Genomic DNA, 16,548 nt, shown 5'->3' on the forward strand with positions numbered 1-16,548 from the left:
CCGGTGTGTTGTCGTCTGGCTATTCCTTGGTATTCCTGAATAGGGAAATCTTTATTGGAAAAGTCTGGCGAACGATCCTTGGGTCTGTGCGGCCGATCAGTATTGGTCGCCTGATCGTTGAAGGTGAGGCGCGTACACTGAGGGAACAGTGACATGATTCTGACCATCAACTGCGGCAGTTCGAGCCTGAAATATCAGCTCTATACGCCCGACCTCGGCGAAGTGGCCGCCAAGGGGATCATCAGCAGGATCGGCGAGGCCGGCACCTCCATCGATCATCGCGTCGGCGGCCGCAAAATCCGCCAGGATCTGCCCGGCGCCGACCATGCCGGCGCCCTGGAGGCGGTGATCGCCAACCTGCTTCACCCGGAATGGGGGGCGATCGGCGATATCGCCGAGATCGAGGCGATCGGCCACCGCGCCGTGCATGGTGGCGATACCTTCGTTGAATCCGTTCTGGTCACCGACGAGGTCATCGCCCAGCTTGAAGAGTGCACGCCGCTGGCGCCCTTGCATAATCCGGTCAATCTGGTGGGTATTCGCGAGGCCCGGCGGCTTTTGCCCGATGTCCCCCATGTCGTGGTCTTCGACACCTCCTTCCATCAGGGGATGCCGCCCCACGCCCATGTCTTCGCCTTGCCCTATCACTATTACGCCGAGCACAAGATCCGTCGCTACGGCTTCCATGGCACCTCGTGCCGCTATGTCAGCGCCCGCGCCGCCGAGATCCTGGGCCGGCCGATCGAAGACCTGCGCATGGTCATTTGCCACCTTGGCAATGGCGTTACCATCGACGCGGTGAGCGGCGGCCGGTCGGTCGATACCAGCATCGGCTTTGGCACGTTTTCCGGGGTGATGATGGGCACGCGCTCGGGCGATTTCGATCCGGGCCTGATCTTCTACATGCACAAGAAGCTGAACATGAGTCTCAGCGACATCGAGGCGATCTGCTACAAGGAAAGCGGTCTGCTCGGGGTGTCGGGCGTCAGCAACGACATGCGCGAGGTTGTTGAACAGGCCGTGGCCGGCAATGCCCGCTGCGCCCTGGCCATCGACATGTTCGTCTATATGGTCCGGAAGTTCGTCGGCTCCTATGCCGCGGCCATGGACGGCATCGACGCCCTGGTCTTCACCGCCGGCATCGGCGAGAACAGCGCCTATATCCGCTCGCGTATCAGCCACGGCCTGGAGTTTCTCGGGGTCGAGCTTGATGACGTGGCCAATGATCAGGTGAACGGAGCGGCGGCGATCATCAGCCCGGCGCACGCGCGGGCGGCGACCATGGTCGTTCCCACCGACGAGGAGAAGATGATCGCCCTCGATACCCTGCGCCTGAGCGGCGGCCTCATCGGCCGCGACCCGGCCGAGGTTTATCTGGCCGCCGCCGTCGCCGAGTAAGCCGCCCCGGGCGCGGTCCGAACCGCCGCGCCCGGCCGCTCTCTCCCCTCACGAAAAGGGCGACCCGCCGATGGCGGGCCGCCCTTTTTCATGGCACCGCGGGCCTCAGAGGATGGCCTGTAAGCCCTTGTCGGCGATGACGTTGAGCAGCTTGAGGGCCGGCCCGCTGGGATGGGTTTCGCCTTGCTCCCACTTGCGCACGGTCGAAGCGGTGGTGTGCAGATGACGCGCGAACACCGGCTGGCTGAATTTCAGACCTTCGCGCAGGTGCTTGATGTCGGCGGCGCTGAACTCCCGCACCGGCGGTGGGCAGAGCGCGTCGAACTCGCGCATCGTCCCCTTGCTGATCGCTCCCGCTTCGTGGAGCGCCGCTAGATCGTCCCGCAGGGATTCAATGATCTTGCTCACAAGATACCTCCAATAACACGCCCGATTGCAACGCCTTGGACAAGGCTTCCGCAGACAGGTTCAGGAGCACCTTTCCAGCGAATTGCAGAGCCTTCTTCTCGCCTTGCGTCACGTTCGCCTTGTCGCTCTTGGGAAATCCATGCAGGAACGCGTAGCGGCTGCCAATTCTGGCCGAGAGCAATGTGCGGTAGCCGCCACTCTTTCCGCCGCCGGGACGCGCCACCCGCTTCTTGTAAAGGTGGCCGCCCAAGTCCGCGTCAATCAGACCGTTTTCCATCTCCTGAACCGCTTTGCACAAGGCGGCATCGGGCAGCTTCTCGCCCTCCTGCCACCGCGCAAAGTCCTTCCGCTTGAGGATGCGCGTCATCTCGGCCTCCAAACTATACCCGATACGGGCATGGTTTCCACTGCCCAACCGCCATGGTCGCCGCTCATGCCGTTGTGGCCTAGGCTGGTCCGTTACGCTGCATTGAGTGGTCCTCCCATTCGGTATTGGAGCATGAACACCTTGCCGTGCGCAGGGGGAATCTTGCATAGGAAGCCGGGTCAAGACTCAGAAAGCGCCGGCCTCTGACGCTGGAGTCTAAGTTATTGATAAAATTTATTTATCATGTTCTGACCCAGGCCGGGGACCTACCGGGTTGGAGCCATCGTGAAGACAAAAAAAGAGCGGCGCGGGGCGGCCGGGGGGCCGTCACGCGCCGCTTGGGAGGCTGAGGCGTCGGGATTAGAAGGGAATGTGGGCGATGGTCCAGAAGCCGACCGAGGTCAGGAAATTGAAGATCAGCGTCATCGTCGCGATGGTGCAGGCCGGCGGATCGATGTGGGTATCGCCGTGGGACAGGAAGGTGCGGGCATAGAACTCGCCGACGAAGGCGCACAAGATGCCGGCGATGCCCGCCCAGACGATGCTGCCCGAACTGGCCGCAACGATGGCCGCGGGCAGGGCGATGTGATGGCTGACCGGAACCAGCACGCCGAACTGCAGGAAGATCAAGCTGGCGGCGGCGATGCCGAAGGACAAGAACACGCCCGGCGCGCCATAGGTGGCGCCAAGATAGCCCGCCATCAGGCCGACGCCGAGGCCGATCACCGTCAATTGCAGCGGCTCGCTTTGGAAAGACAGCCATTTCGCCTTGTCGGACGGCGCATAGAAGGCGCGACCGGGCTCGGCCTTGCCAAACAGGCCGGTCTTGCCAAACAGCAGGCGGGCGATGATCGCCGAGATCACCACGGTCAGGGCCACCGTATCGGTCCAGGGAATGCCGGCGCCGAAATTGGGAACCTGGGCCAACCCCCACTGGATGAGATAGCCAAGGATGCCGAAGGCGCCGCCGACGAGCAGAACGTCGGGACTGTTGAGGCCCATCATGCCGGCCACGATATTGCGGCCGCTATCAAGCTTGCCCCGGCTGGCCGCATAGGCGGCGGCGGCGACACCCGAGGCGAAACCGCCGACATGGGGGCCGAACATGCCAAAGGGAATGCCGAAGAAATTGGTCTCGGCGGGAGAAACGCCGATTTGAACGGCGACGCCGATCATCACTAGGAAGCCGACGAATTCGAAGGCCGGCAAGGCGCCGATCGCAGCGCCGAAGATCCCGCCACCGAATGCGGCGAGCAGACCGATAACAGTCATTGTTTCCTCCAGGGTGTTACCCGATCCAGAGACCCGGAATTCCCGTGCCCCGTTGTTTTCACGCTCCGGCGCCCATCCTTTGGGGAGGTCGATCTCCGGTCCGTGCCCACCCGCCTCGCGCCCATTCTCCACAACCCCCGGTCCTTTGACGGCCCTGGCGATACACCGGGCTTCATCGCAGGAAGCCCCGTGGGGCCGGCCTTGCCCTCGACAGGCCGCCGACACGCCGGGTCGTGGACTCCGAGGATCGTCCGTCTAGATGTTCGCTAAAGAAGGTGTCCTCATTCCTTAGTAATGGTGAAGAAATAGCCAGTCTAAGGAAGGGCGGTCAACGGGACAAAATTGCCATTTATGAGTAAAAATTTGTCATTGAATAGTTCTAATCTTAACGAGTCGGTTATTCCCGGTTGGGGAACAGGGCCCCCTCGTCGCCGACAGGGATAGGGGTACCCCAGGGCATGGTTCGGGGAATCGCCTTGTCACACCACATCACACCGCCCCCCTGGGGCGCTCATCGGTTGGAGACTAAATTTGCTGTTTGGATAAATGTTAGAAAAATACCTCAAAGATCGTAATTATTAAAAGTATAAATGCGGTAGTCCATGGAAGCTTTCATAAGGTTCCGCGAAAACAAAATAAGAAAAATGCTTGTGGATATCCTATAAAAATGCCACATGAATTTCGAGATAATCGGAAAACAAAGCTTTGAGCTTTTTCCGATCGACGAGGAGTCATGCCAATTTAAAGAGTTGAAAGGGATTCTTACTGTGGTTTTCCACGGTGCTTTCCTTTCGGGAACGCCGCTGCCCGGGCATCAGGCCCGGGTCCCCGGGGGAGGGCCCTTTTTTCCTCTCCCCAAGGCGTGAGAGCGCGGAGACACAGCCGATGACGATCGAACAGGCCGGCCTGACCATCGTCCCCAAGCCGTGGGGCAGTGGCGATCTGCGGCCCTGGAGCCCGCTTAGCGATCCTTCGGGGCCCGTGGGGGAATTGTGGTTCGAGCGCGCGCCGCGCGGACCGCCCCAACCCTTGGCGCACCCCTTACCCAAGCTGTTGCTCAAACTGCTTTTTCCGATGGAGCCCCTGTCCATCCAGGTCCATCCCGATGATGCCTCCGCCCGCGCCAGGGGCCTGGAGCATGGAAAATCCGAAGCCTGGTACATCCTGTCGGCAAGCCCCGGCGCCCGGATTGGCCTGGGACTGAAAAAACCGCTTCGGCCCGAGGCTCTGGGCGAGGCGATCGCCGATGGCTCGATCAAGGATCTGGTGTCCTGGCGGACTGTCCGGGTCGGCGAGGCGGTTTCCGTTCCCGCCGGAACCATCCATGCCATCGGCGCCGGGCTGGTGATCGCCGAAATCCAGCAAAGAAGCGATGTCACCTTCCGGCTGTTTGATTATGGACGGGCTCGACCGTTGCATGGGGCCGACGCTCTGGCCGTCGCCCACTGCGGACCGGCGCCCCGGCAAACCCCGCCGCGCCGCCTGACCCAGGCGCGGACCCTGTTGATCGCCAGTCCGTTCTTCGTGCTTGAACGCATCGATCTGCCAGCCTTCGCCCGCGGGCGTCTGGTGGCCGATGCCGAGACTTGGCTGCTGGGTCTTGGCGGCGCCGCCACGGTCGGCGCGCTTGGCCTCGCCCCGGGACAGGCGCTTTTTCTGGAAAACGAGGACTGTCCCCTTGAAGCCGGTGGCGACGGGGTGAGCGCGCTTGTGGCCTATGCGGCAAGCGAGCCCGCGGTCGATCTGCTGCGCGATCTTGCCGGCCTGGGCGTTGAAACGCCGATCATTCCCCTGGAGGTGCGCCCATGACCCACGTCAGCCGAATCGCCTTTATCGGCAATTCCTTGCCCCGCCGCTGCGGGATCGCCACCTTCACCACCCATCTGCGACAGGCGGTCGGAACGCGCTTTGCCGACATCGAGACCTTCATCGTGGCGATGACCGATCCCGGCCAGGATTACGCCTATCCCGCCAGCGTGCCGATCGAAGTGCATCAGGACCGGCTGGAGGATTACCTCCATGCCGCCGATCTGCTCAACGACGGCAATGTGGATATCGCCTGCCTTCAGCACGAGTTCGGCATCTTCGGCGGCGAGGCCGGCGAAAACATCCTGGCGCTGCTCGGGCGCTTGACCATGCCGATCGTCACCACCTTGCATACCGTGCTCGACCAGCCCACGCCCGCCCAGCGCGATGTGCTCGACCGTCTTTTCGCCCTGTCGGCCAAGCTGATCGTCATGGCGCAGAAGGCGCGCGAGCTTTTGCGCACGGTTTATCGGGTGCCCGCCGACAAGATCGAGGTGATCGCCCACGGCATCCCGGATTTCCCCTTCGTCGGCTCTGAAAAGGCCAAGGCCGAGCTTGGCTTCAGCGGCCGCGCCGTGATCTTGACCTTTGGCCTGCTGTCTCCCAACAAGGGCATCGAGGTGATGATCGACGCCATGCCGGCGATCGTGAAAAGCCGGCCCGACGCCGTTTATGTCGTTCTGGGCGCCACCCACCCCAATCTGGTGCGCGAGCAGGGCGAGGCCTATCGCGACAGCCTGCGGGCCCGCGTCCAGGATCTGGGTCTGCAAGACCACGTGGTTTTCCTCGATCGCTTCGTCGATCAGGACACCTTGCTGCGCTTCATTTCGATGTGCGACATCTATGCCACCCCCTATCTCAATCTGGCGCAGATGACCTCGGGCACCCTGGCCTATAGCTTCGGCCTGGGCAAACCGGTGGTCTCCACCCCCTATTGGCATGCCCGCGAGCTTTTGGCCGATGGTCGGGGCATTCTGGTTCCCTTTGGCGACGCCGGGGCCATCGGCCTCGCCATCGCCGGCCTGTTGACCGACGACGCGCGGCGCGAGGCGATGGCCGAGCGCGCCTATATCGGCAGCCGGTCGATGATCTGGCAACGCAGCGCCGAGCGTTATCTCGATGTCTTCACCGCCGTTCTCCAGGATCGCCAGGTCCACGAGGCGGCGCCGGTCGAGCGCGGCCGCGGGGCGCGCCCCCCTCACGCCCCCCCCGAAATGCGGTTGGGCCATTTCCTGGCGATGTGCGACGACACCGGCTTGTTCCAGCACGCCGTCCATGTGGTGCCCGATCGCTCGCACGGCTATTGCGTGGACGACAACGCCCGGGCCCTGTTGCTGGCCTGCGCGCTGAATGCCCCGGGCGAGGAACCGCTGGCTGGGGCCTTGATCAGCCGCTTGGCCGCCTTCGTCCAGCACGCCTGGAACCCCGACACCAAGCGCTTTCGCAATTTCCTCAGCTTCGAGCGGCGCTGGCTGGAAGATCGCGGCTCGGAAGACAGCCATGGCCGCACCCTGTGGGCCCTGGGCGAATGCGCGCGCAGCGACGCCCTCGCCTCGCGGCGGCGTTGGGCGGCGGCGCTGTTTACCCAGGCTTTGCCCAGCGTCGAAGGCTTCACCTCGCCGCGCGCCTGGGCCTTCACGCTGTTGGGGCTGAACGCCTTTTGCGCCGCCGGGGTGGTCGATGCCCAGGCCCTGCGCCTGCGCGGCCTGCTGGCCGACCGGTTGATGGCCCTGCTGGGCGCGGTCGAAAGCGCCGATTGGGTGTGGTTCGAAGAGGGGCTGGCCTATGACAACGCCCGTTTGTCCCAGGCGCTGATCGTGACCGGGCGAGCGACCCGGACCCCGGCCTATATCGAGGGCGGTCTGCGCTCGCTGCGCTGGTTGATGACGATCCAGACGGCGCCGGCGGGCTTTTTCCGGCCGGTTGGCTCGGACAGCTTCGGCGATCTGCGCCAGCCGCCCAAGCCCTTCGATCAACAGGCCCTGGAGGTGGCGGCGACGATCGCCGCCTGCCTCGCCGCCTGGCAGGCCGATGGCGATGACCAATGGCGGATCGAGGCGATGCGCAGCTTCGACTGGTTCCTGGGCCGCAACGACCTGGGGGTTCCCTTGGTCGACCGGGAAACCGGCAGTTGCCGCGATGGTCTGCACAGCGATCGCCCCAATGAAAATCGCGGCGGCGAGTCGGTGCTGTCCTATCTGTTGAGCTTGGCCGAGATCAGGCGCACCGCCCGTCTTGGCATTGACAGCGCGACCTTGCTGCCGCTGCGGGCAAGGCGCCTTTAGGGGCGATCGCCGAGAGCGGCGCCTTTTCCTGCCAGACAGGGGCTTGAGAGGGACGCCAATCGTCCTGGCGATCTGGTGCGGATCGCCAGGACTCTTGATCCAAGTCGACAACCGGGAGCCCGTATTGTCCCATACCGTCTTTATAAACCGTCAGGCTCTCTACCTTCGTCCCGATCCGACGCGGGTGGTCGTGCGTTCGTTCAAGCCGGCGACCGAGCCCCGGGATTTGAACCCGACCGACAAGACCCGGGCCAACCATATCCTTGAGCGCATCCTCGCCCTGCCCGAGGAGGTGGCGGCCGGGCTGCTGGCCGAAGTCCTGGAGAATTTTCAAGGGCGCCACCGCAACCTGCTGGAGACCTTCGAGGCCCGGGCCAAAGAGATGGAGAACGCCCTTTTCAACCACCCCGACGTTAGCCCGGTGCAGCGCCAGTTGGTGGGGGCCTACTTCCTTCATGAGTATTCCTTCGAGGCTTCGGCGCTGTTCAATCCCAGCATCGTTGCCCATCCCGACCAGTCGGGGGCGCCCGAGGGCGGGCGTCGTTTCATCATCAGCTTGCGGGCGGTGGGCGAGGGGCATGTTTCCTCGCTGACCTTCCGGGCCGGATCGATCGCCCCCGATGGCGTCGTGACCATCGACCCCACCGCCCGTCTGGCGGCGATTCCCCGGGTGCGCAGTTGGACGACCGGGCCCGATGGCGACGCGGTCGAGGTGGTCTTCAAAGCCGAAGAGGATCTGAGCGAGCGGGTGATCTTTCCCATCACCCCCGCCCAGTCCAACGGCATCGAAGACGCCCGCTTCGTCGAATTCAAGGAAAACGGCAAAAGCCTCTATTACGCCACCTATACCGCCTATAACGGCAAGGCGATCCGCTCGGAATTGCTCGAGACCAGCGATTTCATGTCCTTCCGCCTGTCGCCAATGCGCGGCGCCGCCACCTACAACAAGGGGATGGCGTTGTTCCCGCGCAAGATCAACGGCCGCTACGCCATGATCGCCCGCCAGGACAACGAAAACCTGTATCTGATCTATTCCGACGATTTGCGCCGCTGGGAAGGCGGCACGCCGATTTTGGGGCCGCAATACCCCTGGGAATTCGTCCAGATCGGCAATTGCGGCTCGCCGATCGAGATGAAGGAGGGCTGGCTGCTGCTGACCCATGGCGTCGGCGCCGTGCGCAAATACACCATCGGCGCCGTCTTGCTGGATAAGGACGATCCCTCGCGGGTTCTGGCGCGCTCGCATGAGCCTTTGGTCCGTCCCGATCCGTCGGAACGCGAAGGCTATGTCCCCAATGTCGTCTATACCTGTGGGGCCATGCGCTTCAACGATCAGATCATCTTGCCCTATGCGGTGTCCGACACCTTCTCCAATTTCGCCACGATCAAGATCCTCAAGCTGCTTGAGATGATGAAAGCCGTTTAGCCGCCGGCGCCGTGGGCGGACGGACCGGCCACCTCGGCGATCAGCTCGAACGAGCGCAGGCGGGCCTCGTGGTCGTAGATGTCCGAGACGATGATCAGCTCATCGGCCGCCGTCTCGGCGATCAGGGCCTTGATTCCCTCGCGCAGGGTGGCGGGGGCGCCGATGATCGAGCAGGCCAGCATAAGGCCGACCTGGGCCTTTTCCGCCGGCGACCAGTATTGGTCGATGTCATCGATCGGCGGCTGGCCAAGCTGGCGGGTGCCGCGCAGCAAATTGGTGAAGGCCATCTGGGTGGTGGTCGCCAGTCGCCGCGCCTCGGCCTCGCTGTCGGCGGCGATGATATTGACGCCAACGGCGACATGGGGCCGGGCCAACTGCGCCGACGGCTTGAAGCCGCGGCGATAGAGATCAAGGGCCAGCCCCAGTTCGGCCGGGGCGAAATGCGAGGCGAAGGCGTAAGGCAGGCCGTAATCGGCCGCCAGCCGCGCCCCATAGGTGCTTGATCCCAAGATCCACAGCGGCACGTTGGTTCCGGCGGCGGGAACGGCCTGCAGGGCGTTGGCGGCGGCGGGGGCGAAGTAGCCCTGGAGTTCCAGGATGTCGCTGGGGAAGCTGTCGACGGCCGAGAACGGGCGGCGCAGGGCGCGCACCGTTGTTGGGTCGGTGCCCGGCGCCCGGCCCAGGCCGAGGTCGACGCGGTCGGGGAAAAGCCGGGCCAGGGTGCCGAATTGTTCGGCGATGATCAAAGGCGCGTGATTGGGCAGCATGACGCCGCCGGCGCCAACCCGGATCTTGCGGGTTCCCTCCAGGATATGGCCGATGACCACGGCGGTGGCGGCGCTGGCGATGCCGGGCATATTGTGGTGCTCGGCCACCCAGAAGCGGCGATAGCCCCAGGTTTCGGCATGGGCGGCCAGATCGCGGGCGTTGTTCAGCGCGCCCCGGGCGTCGGTCGCCTCGGTGACGCGGACAAGATCAAGGATCGAGAGCGAGGTCATGGGGGAAAGCCTTCACGCGACGAGGAACAAGACCGGCGCCCGATCCCGATCAGCGGGACGGGCGGGGGCCCTTCCATATGGGGCGAAGGCGGCGCTGGCGCCCGGGGTCAGGTCGTGCTTGCGGCGCTTTCCTCGACGCCCAGGTCTTCCAGGGTTTTGCCTTCGAAGGTTTTTATGTGGAGCTCCTGGCCGCTGAGCAGATCGACGGCGACGCTGGAGCACGTCGGGCATTGGATCTGGAAGCCGGGCACGGCGAAGGTTTGGCCGCAGTCGCGGCAGCGGCCTTCGATGCCGATTTCCTCGATATCCAGGCGGGCGCCCTCGGCCAGGGTGCCCTCGGCCAGGATTTCAAAGCAGCCGGCGATCTGGCGGCGATCAAGGCCGCGTAGGCGGCCGATGACGACGTGAACGCTGGTGATGCGGGCGATGGCATTGGCCTTGGCGTGGGATGTCAAAATCCCCATCAGCCCTTCGACCACCGTCAGTTCATGCATGGCCGTCGCGTCCTTATTCCAGCAAAGGCGCGGGCCCCTCGCCTAGGGGGGGCATGGCAGGCCCATGGTCCGACCCTTGATGTAACGGGCTTGGCCGGTGGTGGCAATGGTCGAGGACGGATCGCCGGCCGGCGGGGTGCCGATGGGTGCGGGAAACGCAATCAGGGCCTGTGGCCCCCGGACTCTGCGTCCAAAAAGCATCTCTTGGCGGGAAATGACGCGCTTGAGCGGAAAATCACCGTCTCGGGTCTTCTGAAATCGCCTAACAAGTGCCATTGTATCTATGGCCCCCGCGCGGACTCTCCAATTGAACGGAGAGATCCCGCAAGCGCCCTTTTAGCCAACAGTCCGACGATATCTTCGCCAGGGTGTTTTTTTCTTTCCGGTCGCATGATCCCATAAGACGGCTTTCCCTGGCGGGGCGGTCGTTCCCCAGGGCTCAAGAGGCGTGTCCCCGCGACCGGTTTCACAGACTACGGAGACTCTATGCAAAAGGTTGGTAAGCAGAGCAAAACCCAGGGTGCTGTTGGGTTTGGCGACCGCATTAGTTCGGCCGCCGCTGCCAGGAAAGCGCAGTTGGAGAAGTGGCGTCCCAGCAAGCTGGACGTCAACGATCCGGCGGTGCAAGAGCAGCTTGCTCTCCGTCAGGCCGCCGCCGCCGCCCGCGAGGAGCGCGAGCTTCAGCGCAAGGCCGAAAAGAAAGCGGCCAAGGCCCAGGCCATCGCCGATCGCAAGGCGGCCGAAGAAGCGGCCGCGGCTCAGCTCATCGCCGACGAGGAAGCCCGTCAGGCGGCCGAGATCGCCGCCGCCGCCGCCCAGATCGCCCTGGAAGAAGAGCGCAAGGCCGCCCGCGACGCCCGCTATGCGGCGCGCAAGGCCCGCAAGTAGGCCGTTCCCGCCGGCCGCCCCCGCCGGCCAGCGCCCCCGATCGCCTTATCGACCCCGCCGCCCGATCCGAGCCCGCTATCGGAGCGGGCGGCGTTTTTTTTAAGCCTTTGGCGGCTCGTTGAAAAACGGGCTAAAAAAAATCCCCGGGGCAGGAGGCACCCCGGGGCAGGTTGAGGGGATCGGATCGAAAAGGTCAGGCGGCGGCGCGGAAGATCGCCTCGATTTCGGCCTGGGTCGCCGGGCGCGGGTTGGTCAGGCCGCAGGCGTCTTTCAGGGCGTTGATCGCCAGGGTCGGCACGTCGCCGTCCTTGACGCCAAGTTCCGTAAGGCCGGCGGGAATGCCGATATCGGCGGCTAGGGTGCGGATGGCGGCGATGCAGGCCTCCGCCCCCTGATCGTCGGACAGATTGGCGATGTCGACGCCCATCGCCTCGGCGACATCCTTGAGGCGGGCCCCGGCAACGCTGGCGTTGAAGGCGGCGACATGGGGCAACAGCACGGCGTTGCACACGCCATGGGGCAGGTCATAAAAGCCGCCCAACTGGTGGGCCATGGCGTGAACGAAGCCGAGGGAGGCGTTGTTGAAGGCCATGCCGGCCAGGAACTGGGCATAGGACATGGCCTCGCGGGCCTTGATATCGGCGCCATCGGCCACCGCCCGGCGCAGGGTGCGGGCGATGATCGACACCGCCTTCAGGGCGCAGGCGTCGGTGATCGGCGTGGCGGCGATCGAGACATAGGCTTCGATGGCGTGGGTCAGGGCGTCCATGCCGGTGGCGGCGGTCAGGGCGGCGGGCTTGCCGATCATCAGTTCGGGGTCATTGACCGACATGATCGGCGTGACGTGGCGGTCGACGATCGCCATCTTCACCAGACGGCTTTCGTCGGTGATGATACAAAACCGCGTCATTTCGCTGGCGGTGCCGGCCGTGGTGTTGATGGCGATCAGCGGCAATTGCGGATGGGCCGATTTATCGACGCCCTCGTAATCACCGATGACCCCGCCGTTGGTGGCGCACAGCGCGATGCCCTTGGCGCAGTCATGGGGCGAGCCGCCGCCCAGCGAGATCACGCAATCGCATTCGGCCTCGCGCAAGATCGCCAGACCCGCCTCGACATTCGACACCGTCGGATTGGGCTGGGCGCCGCCGAAAACGATGCTTTCCACGCCATGGTCATCAAGCAGCTCGGTCACCTTGCCGGCGACGCCCAGCTTTTCAAGCACCGCGTCGGTGACGATCAGGGCGCGCTTGAAGCCGCGCTCATTGATGGTGTTGACGGCGGTGGCCAAGCAGCCCGCCCCCATGAGGTTGATCGAGGGGATGAAAAAAGCGGTCTGAGTCATGATGGTTCGTCCTTTTCTCGGAAGAATGGGCGAAGGGGAGCGTCCCGGATCGCTTAAAAGAACCCCATGGCTTTGGGGTCGTAGCTGACCAGCAGGTTCTTGGTCTGCTGGTAGTGGTCGAGCATCATGTGATGGTTTTCCCGACCGATCCCCGACTGCTTGTAGCCGCCGAAGGCCGCGTGGGCCGGATAAAGATGATAGCAATTGGTCCACACCCGCCCGGCCTTGATGCCGCGACCGAAGCGGAAGGCGCGGTTGCCGTCGCGCGTCCACACCCCCGAACCCAGGCCGTAATGGGTGTCATTGGCCAGATGCAGCGCCTCGTCCTCGTCCTTGAAGGTGGTCACCGCGACCACCGGCCCGAAGATCTCCTCTTGGAAGATGCGCATGCTGTTGTTGCCCTTGAACACGGTCGGCTGAACGTAATAGCCGCCGTCCAACTCGCCGCCGAGTTCGGCGCGGGCGCCGCCGGCCAGCACGGTCGCCCCCTCCTCGCGGCCGATGTCCATGTAGGACAGGATCTTGTCCATCTGCTCGGTCGAAGCCTGGGCGCCGATCATCGTTTCGGTATCAAGCGGGCTGCCCTGCTTGATGACGGCGACGCGGGCCAGGGCGCGCTCGATGAAGCGGTCATAAAGCGATTCGTGGATCAGGGCGCGCGACGGGCAGGTGCAGATCTCGCCCTGGTTCAGCGCGAACATGACGAAGCCTTCGACCGCCTTGTCAAAGAAGCTGTCATCGGCGCTGGCGATGTCGTCGAAGAACACGTTGGGCGACTTGCCGCCCAGCTCCAGGGTCACCGGGATCAGGTTCTGGCTGGCGTATTGCATGATCAGCCGGCCGGTGGCGGTTTCGCCGGTGAAGGCGATCTTGGCGATGCGCTTGCTTGAGGCCAGCGGCTTGCCCGCTTCCAGGCCGAAGCCGTTGACGACGTTGAGCACGCCCGGCGGCAGCAGATCGGCGATCAACTCGGTCAGAACCAGAATGCTGATCGGGGTCTGCTCGGCCGGCTTGAGGACGATGCAATTGCCCGCCGCCAGGGCCGGGGCCAGTTTCCAGGTGGCCATCAGGATCGGGAAGTTCCAGGGGATGATCTGGCCGACGACCCCCAAAGGTTCGTTGAAGTGATAGGCGATCGTCGTCTCGTCGATTTGCGACAGGCTGCCTTCCTGGGCGCGGATGCAGGCGGCGAAATAGCGGAAGTGATCGATGGCCAGGGGGATGTCGGCGGCCAGGGTTTCGCGGATCGGCTTGCCGTTATCGATGCTCTCGACATAGGCCAGGGTTTCCAGGTTGTCCTGGAGACGGTCGGCGATGCGGTTGAGGATCAGGGCGCGTTCGGCCGCCGTGGTCCGGCCCCAGCGATCGGCCGCGGCATGGGCGGCGTCAAGGGCCAGGGTGATGTCCTCCTCGGTCGACCGGGCGGCCTTGCAAAACACCTTGCCGGTGATCGGCGTCACATTGTCGAAGTACTCTCCCCGCACCGGCGGCTGCCAGGTGCCATCGATGAAATTATCGTAGCGCGGCTTGAAGGCGAAGATCGCGTCCGCTGTACCGGGGGCGGCATAGAGCATTCTGTGGTCCCTCCCTGGGATAAAGGTCCTTGATGGATTGGCAAGCGGTTACCGACCGTTGCATCAAGTCCTTCAGCACAGGGCGTGCCAAGTAATAGCCCATTGAAAGGGAATGATTTTTTCTCGGAGCGCAGAAGATTACCGTGCGCCACTTCGGGACAGTGTGCCAAAACGGGACACCCCGGCCACCCGCCGATGTTTTACTTGCGCTCTCCCCTTAGGTGCATATAGACACTAGGGGTAAGAGCGAGGGCGCCGCCATCAGGCAGGACGCCCCAGGGAGGATCATCGTCATGAATATCGCCAGCACCCAACCGGGGACCGCGCTGCGGCGCGCCCGTCACCTGCTTGAAGGCGGCAGTCTTCCGCCGGCCGGACTGATTGCCCCGACCGTCGCCCATTCCTGGGAGCGCAGCCTGCGGGCCGGGCTGCTTCCCTTCAGCCCGCCCGCCGTGGCCGATCATCTGGCCGCCCGCCATCTCGCCCAGGCGGTGGAGCGCCGGCGCGAACTGCTGATGCGCGCCCGCCCGGTCATGGATTATCTGCACGCCCAGACCAAGGGGTCCGACAGCGTCGTCATCCTCGCCGATGACAACGGCGTGCTGATCGAGGCCCTGGGCGACGCCGCCTTTGTCGAACGCGCCGAACGGGTGGCCCTCAAGCCCGGGGCCTCGTGGCATGAACGCCACCGTGGCACCAACGCCATCGGCACCGCCCTGGTCGAGGCCCAGCCGGTGGCGGTGCATGGCGGCGAGCATTTCTTCGAGCACAATCGCTTCCTGACCTGCGCCGCGGCGCCGATCGCCGGTCCCGATGGCCGGGTGCTGGGCGTGCTTGATATCTCCGGCCCGCAGCGCGGCCGCCATCCCCACACCTTCGGGTTGGTGCGCGCCGCCACCCATATGATCGAGAACAAGCTGTTCGAGGCCCGCCACGAGGGGGAGTATCGGATCCGCTTCCATCCCCAGGCCGATGGCATCGGCACCCTGGCCGAGGGCATGGTCGCCTTGTCGGAGGAAGGGCTGGTCATCGGCGCCAATCGGGCGGCCCTGGCTTTTCTCGCCATCACGCCAAGCGACATCGGCAAGGCGCTGATCGAGGCGCTGTTGCCCTTGCGCATGGCCGATATCCTGGATCATGGCCACCGCCACCCCGGCACCACCCTGGGCTTGGCCTGTCCGGGGGGAGGGCGGTTCTCCCTGCGCGTCGAGCCCGGCTGGCGGGCGGTGGTGCGGCCGGCGGCGATGCCCGCGCCCGACCGGGTGCAAGATGCCCTGGCCGATCTTGATACGGGCGATCCGACGATGGCCGGGGCGATCGAGCGGGTGCGCAAGATCCTCGGTAAGCCGATCCCCTTGCTGCTGCAAGGTGAATCCGGGGTGGGCAAGGAGGTGTTCGCCACCGCCCTTCATGCCACCGGCCCCCGCCGTGGCCGTCCCTTCGTCGCCGTCAATTGCGCCGCCCTGCCCGAGCATCTGATCGAGGCCGAATTGTTCGGCTATGCGCCGGGTGCCTTCACCGGAGCGCGGCGCGAAGGCTCGGCTGGGCGGATCCGCGAGGCCGAGGGCGGGACCTTGTTCCTTGACGAAATCGGCGATATGCCGCTGGCCCTGCAATGCCGGCTGCTGCGCGTGCTCCAGGACCGGCAGGTGGTGCCCTTGGGCGGCGGCAAGGCGGTTAGCGTCGATTTCGCCCTGATCGCGGCCAGCCATCGCCCGCTCAAGGCCGAGGCCGAGGCCGGGCGCTTCCGCGCCGATCTTTATTACCGCCTCAACGGCCTGACCCTCTGTCTGCCGCCCTTGCGGGCGCGCCGCGATTTCGCCGCCCTGGTCGCGCGCATGATCGAAACGATGGAACCCGGCGCCGGCATCGGCCTTGATCCCGATGTCGCCGACGCCCTGGCCGGCCACGGCTGGCCGGGCAATCTGCGCCAGCTTGCCAATGTGCTGCGCTTCGCCTGCGCCCTGCGCGATCCCGGCGAAATCCGCCTGGGCTGGCACCATCTGCCCGAAGATCTGATCGAGGAACTGCGCTGCCCGTCAGGCGTGGACACCGACGCGGGAGCGGGGCCGGCGACCCTGCGCGCCGCCTCGGATTCCCTGATCGAGCGCATGGTGGCGGCCAGCGGCGGCAATCTGTCGGAAGCCGCCCGGCGTTTGGGCATCAGCCGCAATACCTTGTACCGCAGGATGAACGGCTGGGCCAAACCGCCGGCGCCGCTCCCCATGGGGCCGGCCCGTCCCTGCATGAAATAGCCCGCCGCTCCGCCGGACCGGGGTGCGCCATC

General features: G+C 64.8%; 13 protein-coding genes. 6 read left to right on the forward strand and 7 right to left on the reverse strand.

Going from position 1 to position 16,548, the window contains the following annotated elements; all coding sequences use genetic code 11:
* The first annotated feature begins 153 nt into the window (after window positions 1–153).
* On the forward strand, window positions 154–1,398 hold the full coding sequence (locus RRU_RS04810; protein WP_011388675.1) for an acetate/propionate family kinase: 1,245 nt from the start codon (window positions 154–156) through the stop codon (window positions 1,396–1,398).
* Between the two features lie 105 nt (window positions 1,399–1,503).
* Here the strand turns inward: RRU_RS04810 and RRU_RS04815 are convergent, their stop codons facing one another.
* The 3 genes from RRU_RS04815 to RRU_RS04825 all read right to left on the reverse strand — a co-directional run bounded on the left by RRU_RS04815 (window position 1,504) and on the right by RRU_RS04825 (window position 3,445).
* Entirely contained in the window at window positions 1,504–1,806 is a 303-nt protein-coding gene (locus RRU_RS04815) for a helix-turn-helix domain-containing protein (RefSeq protein WP_014626063.1), read from the reverse strand.
* Window positions 1,790–2,173, reverse strand: coding sequence for a type II toxin-antitoxin system RelE/ParE family toxin (locus RRU_RS04820; RefSeq protein ID WP_011388677.1), 384 nt, complete (start codon window positions 2,171–2,173; stop codon window positions 1,790–1,792). Before RRU_RS04820 ends, RRU_RS04815 begins: the two co-directional genes overlap by 17 nt.
* A gap of 360 nt (window positions 2,174–2,533) precedes the next feature.
* Window positions 2,534–3,445, reverse strand: a complete 912-nt coding sequence (locus RRU_RS04825) for a hypothetical protein (protein WP_011388678.1) — start codon at window positions 3,443–3,445, stop codon at window positions 2,534–2,536.
* Between the two features lie 885 nt (window positions 3,446–4,330).
* Between RRU_RS04825 and RRU_RS04830 the strand changes: the two genes are divergently transcribed.
* From RRU_RS04830 to RRU_RS04840, 3 genes are all read left to right on the forward strand, one after another.
* Window positions 4,331–5,254: a class I mannose-6-phosphate isomerase gene (locus RRU_RS04830; RefSeq protein ID WP_011388679.1), complete on the forward strand. Its 924-nt coding sequence runs from the start codon at window positions 4,331–4,333 to the stop codon at window positions 5,252–5,254.
* Window positions 5,251–7,536: a glycosyltransferase gene (locus tag RRU_RS04835; protein ID WP_011388680.1), complete on the forward strand. Its 2,286-nt coding sequence runs from the start codon at window positions 5,251–5,253 to the stop codon at window positions 7,534–7,536. Before RRU_RS04830 ends, RRU_RS04835 begins: the two co-directional genes overlap by 4 nt.
* Window positions 7,537–7,660: 124 nt before the next feature.
* Window positions 7,661–8,962 (forward strand): glycoside hydrolase family 130 protein, encoded by a 1,302-nt coding sequence (locus tag RRU_RS04840; protein WP_011388681.1) that lies wholly within the window; start codon window positions 7,661–7,663, stop codon window positions 8,960–8,962.
* On the opposite strand, the gene RRU_RS04845 is transcribed toward RRU_RS04840, so the two are convergent.
* Both RRU_RS04845 and hypA read right to left on the reverse strand, forming a co-directional pair.
* Entirely contained in the window at window positions 8,959–9,960 is a 1,002-nt protein-coding gene (locus RRU_RS04845) for an LLM class flavin-dependent oxidoreductase (protein WP_011388682.1), read from the reverse strand. The genes RRU_RS04840 and RRU_RS04845 overlap by 4 nt on opposite strands.
* Window positions 9,961–10,067: 107 nt before the next feature.
* The gene (gene hypA / locus RRU_RS04850) at window positions 10,068–10,454 is read right to left on the reverse strand and encodes a hydrogenase maturation nickel metallochaperone HypA (RefSeq protein ID WP_011388683.1); all 387 of its coding nucleotides are present in this window, start codon (window positions 10,452–10,454) and stop codon (window positions 10,068–10,070) included.
* 486 nt (window positions 10,455–10,940) lie between these two features.
* Here hypA and RRU_RS04855 point away from each other — a divergent pair, with 486 nt between their 5' ends.
* Window positions 10,941–11,342, forward strand: coding sequence for a DUF6481 family protein (locus RRU_RS04855; protein ID WP_011388684.1), 402 nt, complete (start codon window positions 10,941–10,943; stop codon window positions 11,340–11,342).
* Window positions 11,343–11,535: 193 nt separating this feature from the next.
* On the opposite strand, the gene yiaY is transcribed toward RRU_RS04855, so the two are convergent.
* Both yiaY and adh read right to left on the reverse strand, forming a co-directional pair.
* On the reverse strand, window positions 11,536–12,687 hold the full coding sequence (gene yiaY / locus RRU_RS04860) for an L-threonine dehydrogenase (RefSeq protein ID WP_011388685.1): 1,152 nt from the start codon (window positions 12,685–12,687) through the stop codon (window positions 11,536–11,538).
* Window positions 12,688–12,740: 53 nt separating this feature from the next.
* The gene (gene adh, locus RRU_RS04865) at window positions 12,741–14,261 is read right to left on the reverse strand and encodes an aldehyde dehydrogenase (RefSeq protein WP_011388686.1); all 1,521 of its coding nucleotides are present in this window, start codon (window positions 14,259–14,261) and stop codon (window positions 12,741–12,743) included.
* A 293-nt stretch (window positions 14,262–14,554) separates the two neighbouring features.
* On the opposite strand from adh, the gene RRU_RS04870 reads away from it, so the two are divergent.
* Window positions 14,555–16,516: a sigma-54-dependent Fis family transcriptional regulator gene (locus RRU_RS04870; protein ID WP_011388687.1), complete on the forward strand. Its 1,962-nt coding sequence runs from the start codon at window positions 14,555–14,557 to the stop codon at window positions 16,514–16,516.
* Window positions 16,517–16,548 lie beyond the last annotated feature (32 nt).

Origin of the sequence: Rhodospirillum rubrum ATCC 11170 (assembly GCF_000013085.1) — a bacterium.
Taxonomy (GTDB): domain Bacteria; phylum Pseudomonadota; class Alphaproteobacteria; order Rhodospirillales; family Rhodospirillaceae; genus Rhodospirillum; species Rhodospirillum rubrum.

Coding starts and splice junctions, on each gene's coding strand:
- RRU_RS04810 (WP_011388675.1), top strand. CDS start 154: ATGATTCTGACCATCAACTGCGGCAGTTCGAGCCTGAAATATCAGCTC.
- RRU_RS04820 (WP_011388677.1), bottom strand. CDS start 2,173: ATGACGCGCATCCTCAAGCGGAAGGACTTTGCGCGGTGGCAGGAGGGC.
- RRU_RS04825 (WP_011388678.1), bottom strand. CDS start 3,445: ATGACTGTTATCGGTCTGCTCGCCGCATTCGGTGGCGGGATCTTCGGC.
- RRU_RS04830 (WP_011388679.1), top strand. CDS start 4,331: ATGACGATCGAACAGGCCGGCCTGACCATCGTCCCCAAGCCGTGGGGC.
- RRU_RS04835 (WP_011388680.1), top strand. CDS start 5,251: ATGACCCACGTCAGCCGAATCGCCTTTATCGGCAATTCCTTGCCCCGC.
- RRU_RS04845 (WP_011388682.1), bottom strand. CDS start 9,960: ATGACCTCGCTCTCGATCCTTGATCTTGTCCGCGTCACCGAGGCGACC.
- hypA (WP_011388683.1), bottom strand. CDS start 10,454: ATGCATGAACTGACGGTGGTCGAAGGGCTGATGGGGATTTTGACATCC.
- RRU_RS04855 (WP_011388684.1), top strand. CDS start 10,941: ATGCAAAAGGTTGGTAAGCAGAGCAAAACCCAGGGTGCTGTTGGGTTT.
- yiaY (WP_011388685.1), bottom strand. CDS start 12,687: ATGACTCAGACCGCTTTTTTCATCCCCTCGATCAACCTCATGGGGGCG.
- adh (WP_011388686.1), bottom strand. CDS start 14,261: ATGCTCTATGCCGCCCCCGGTACAGCGGACGCGATCTTCGCCTTCAAG.
- RRU_RS04870 (WP_011388687.1), top strand. CDS start 14,555: ATGAATATCGCCAGCACCCAACCGGGGACCGCGCTGCGGCGCGCCCGT.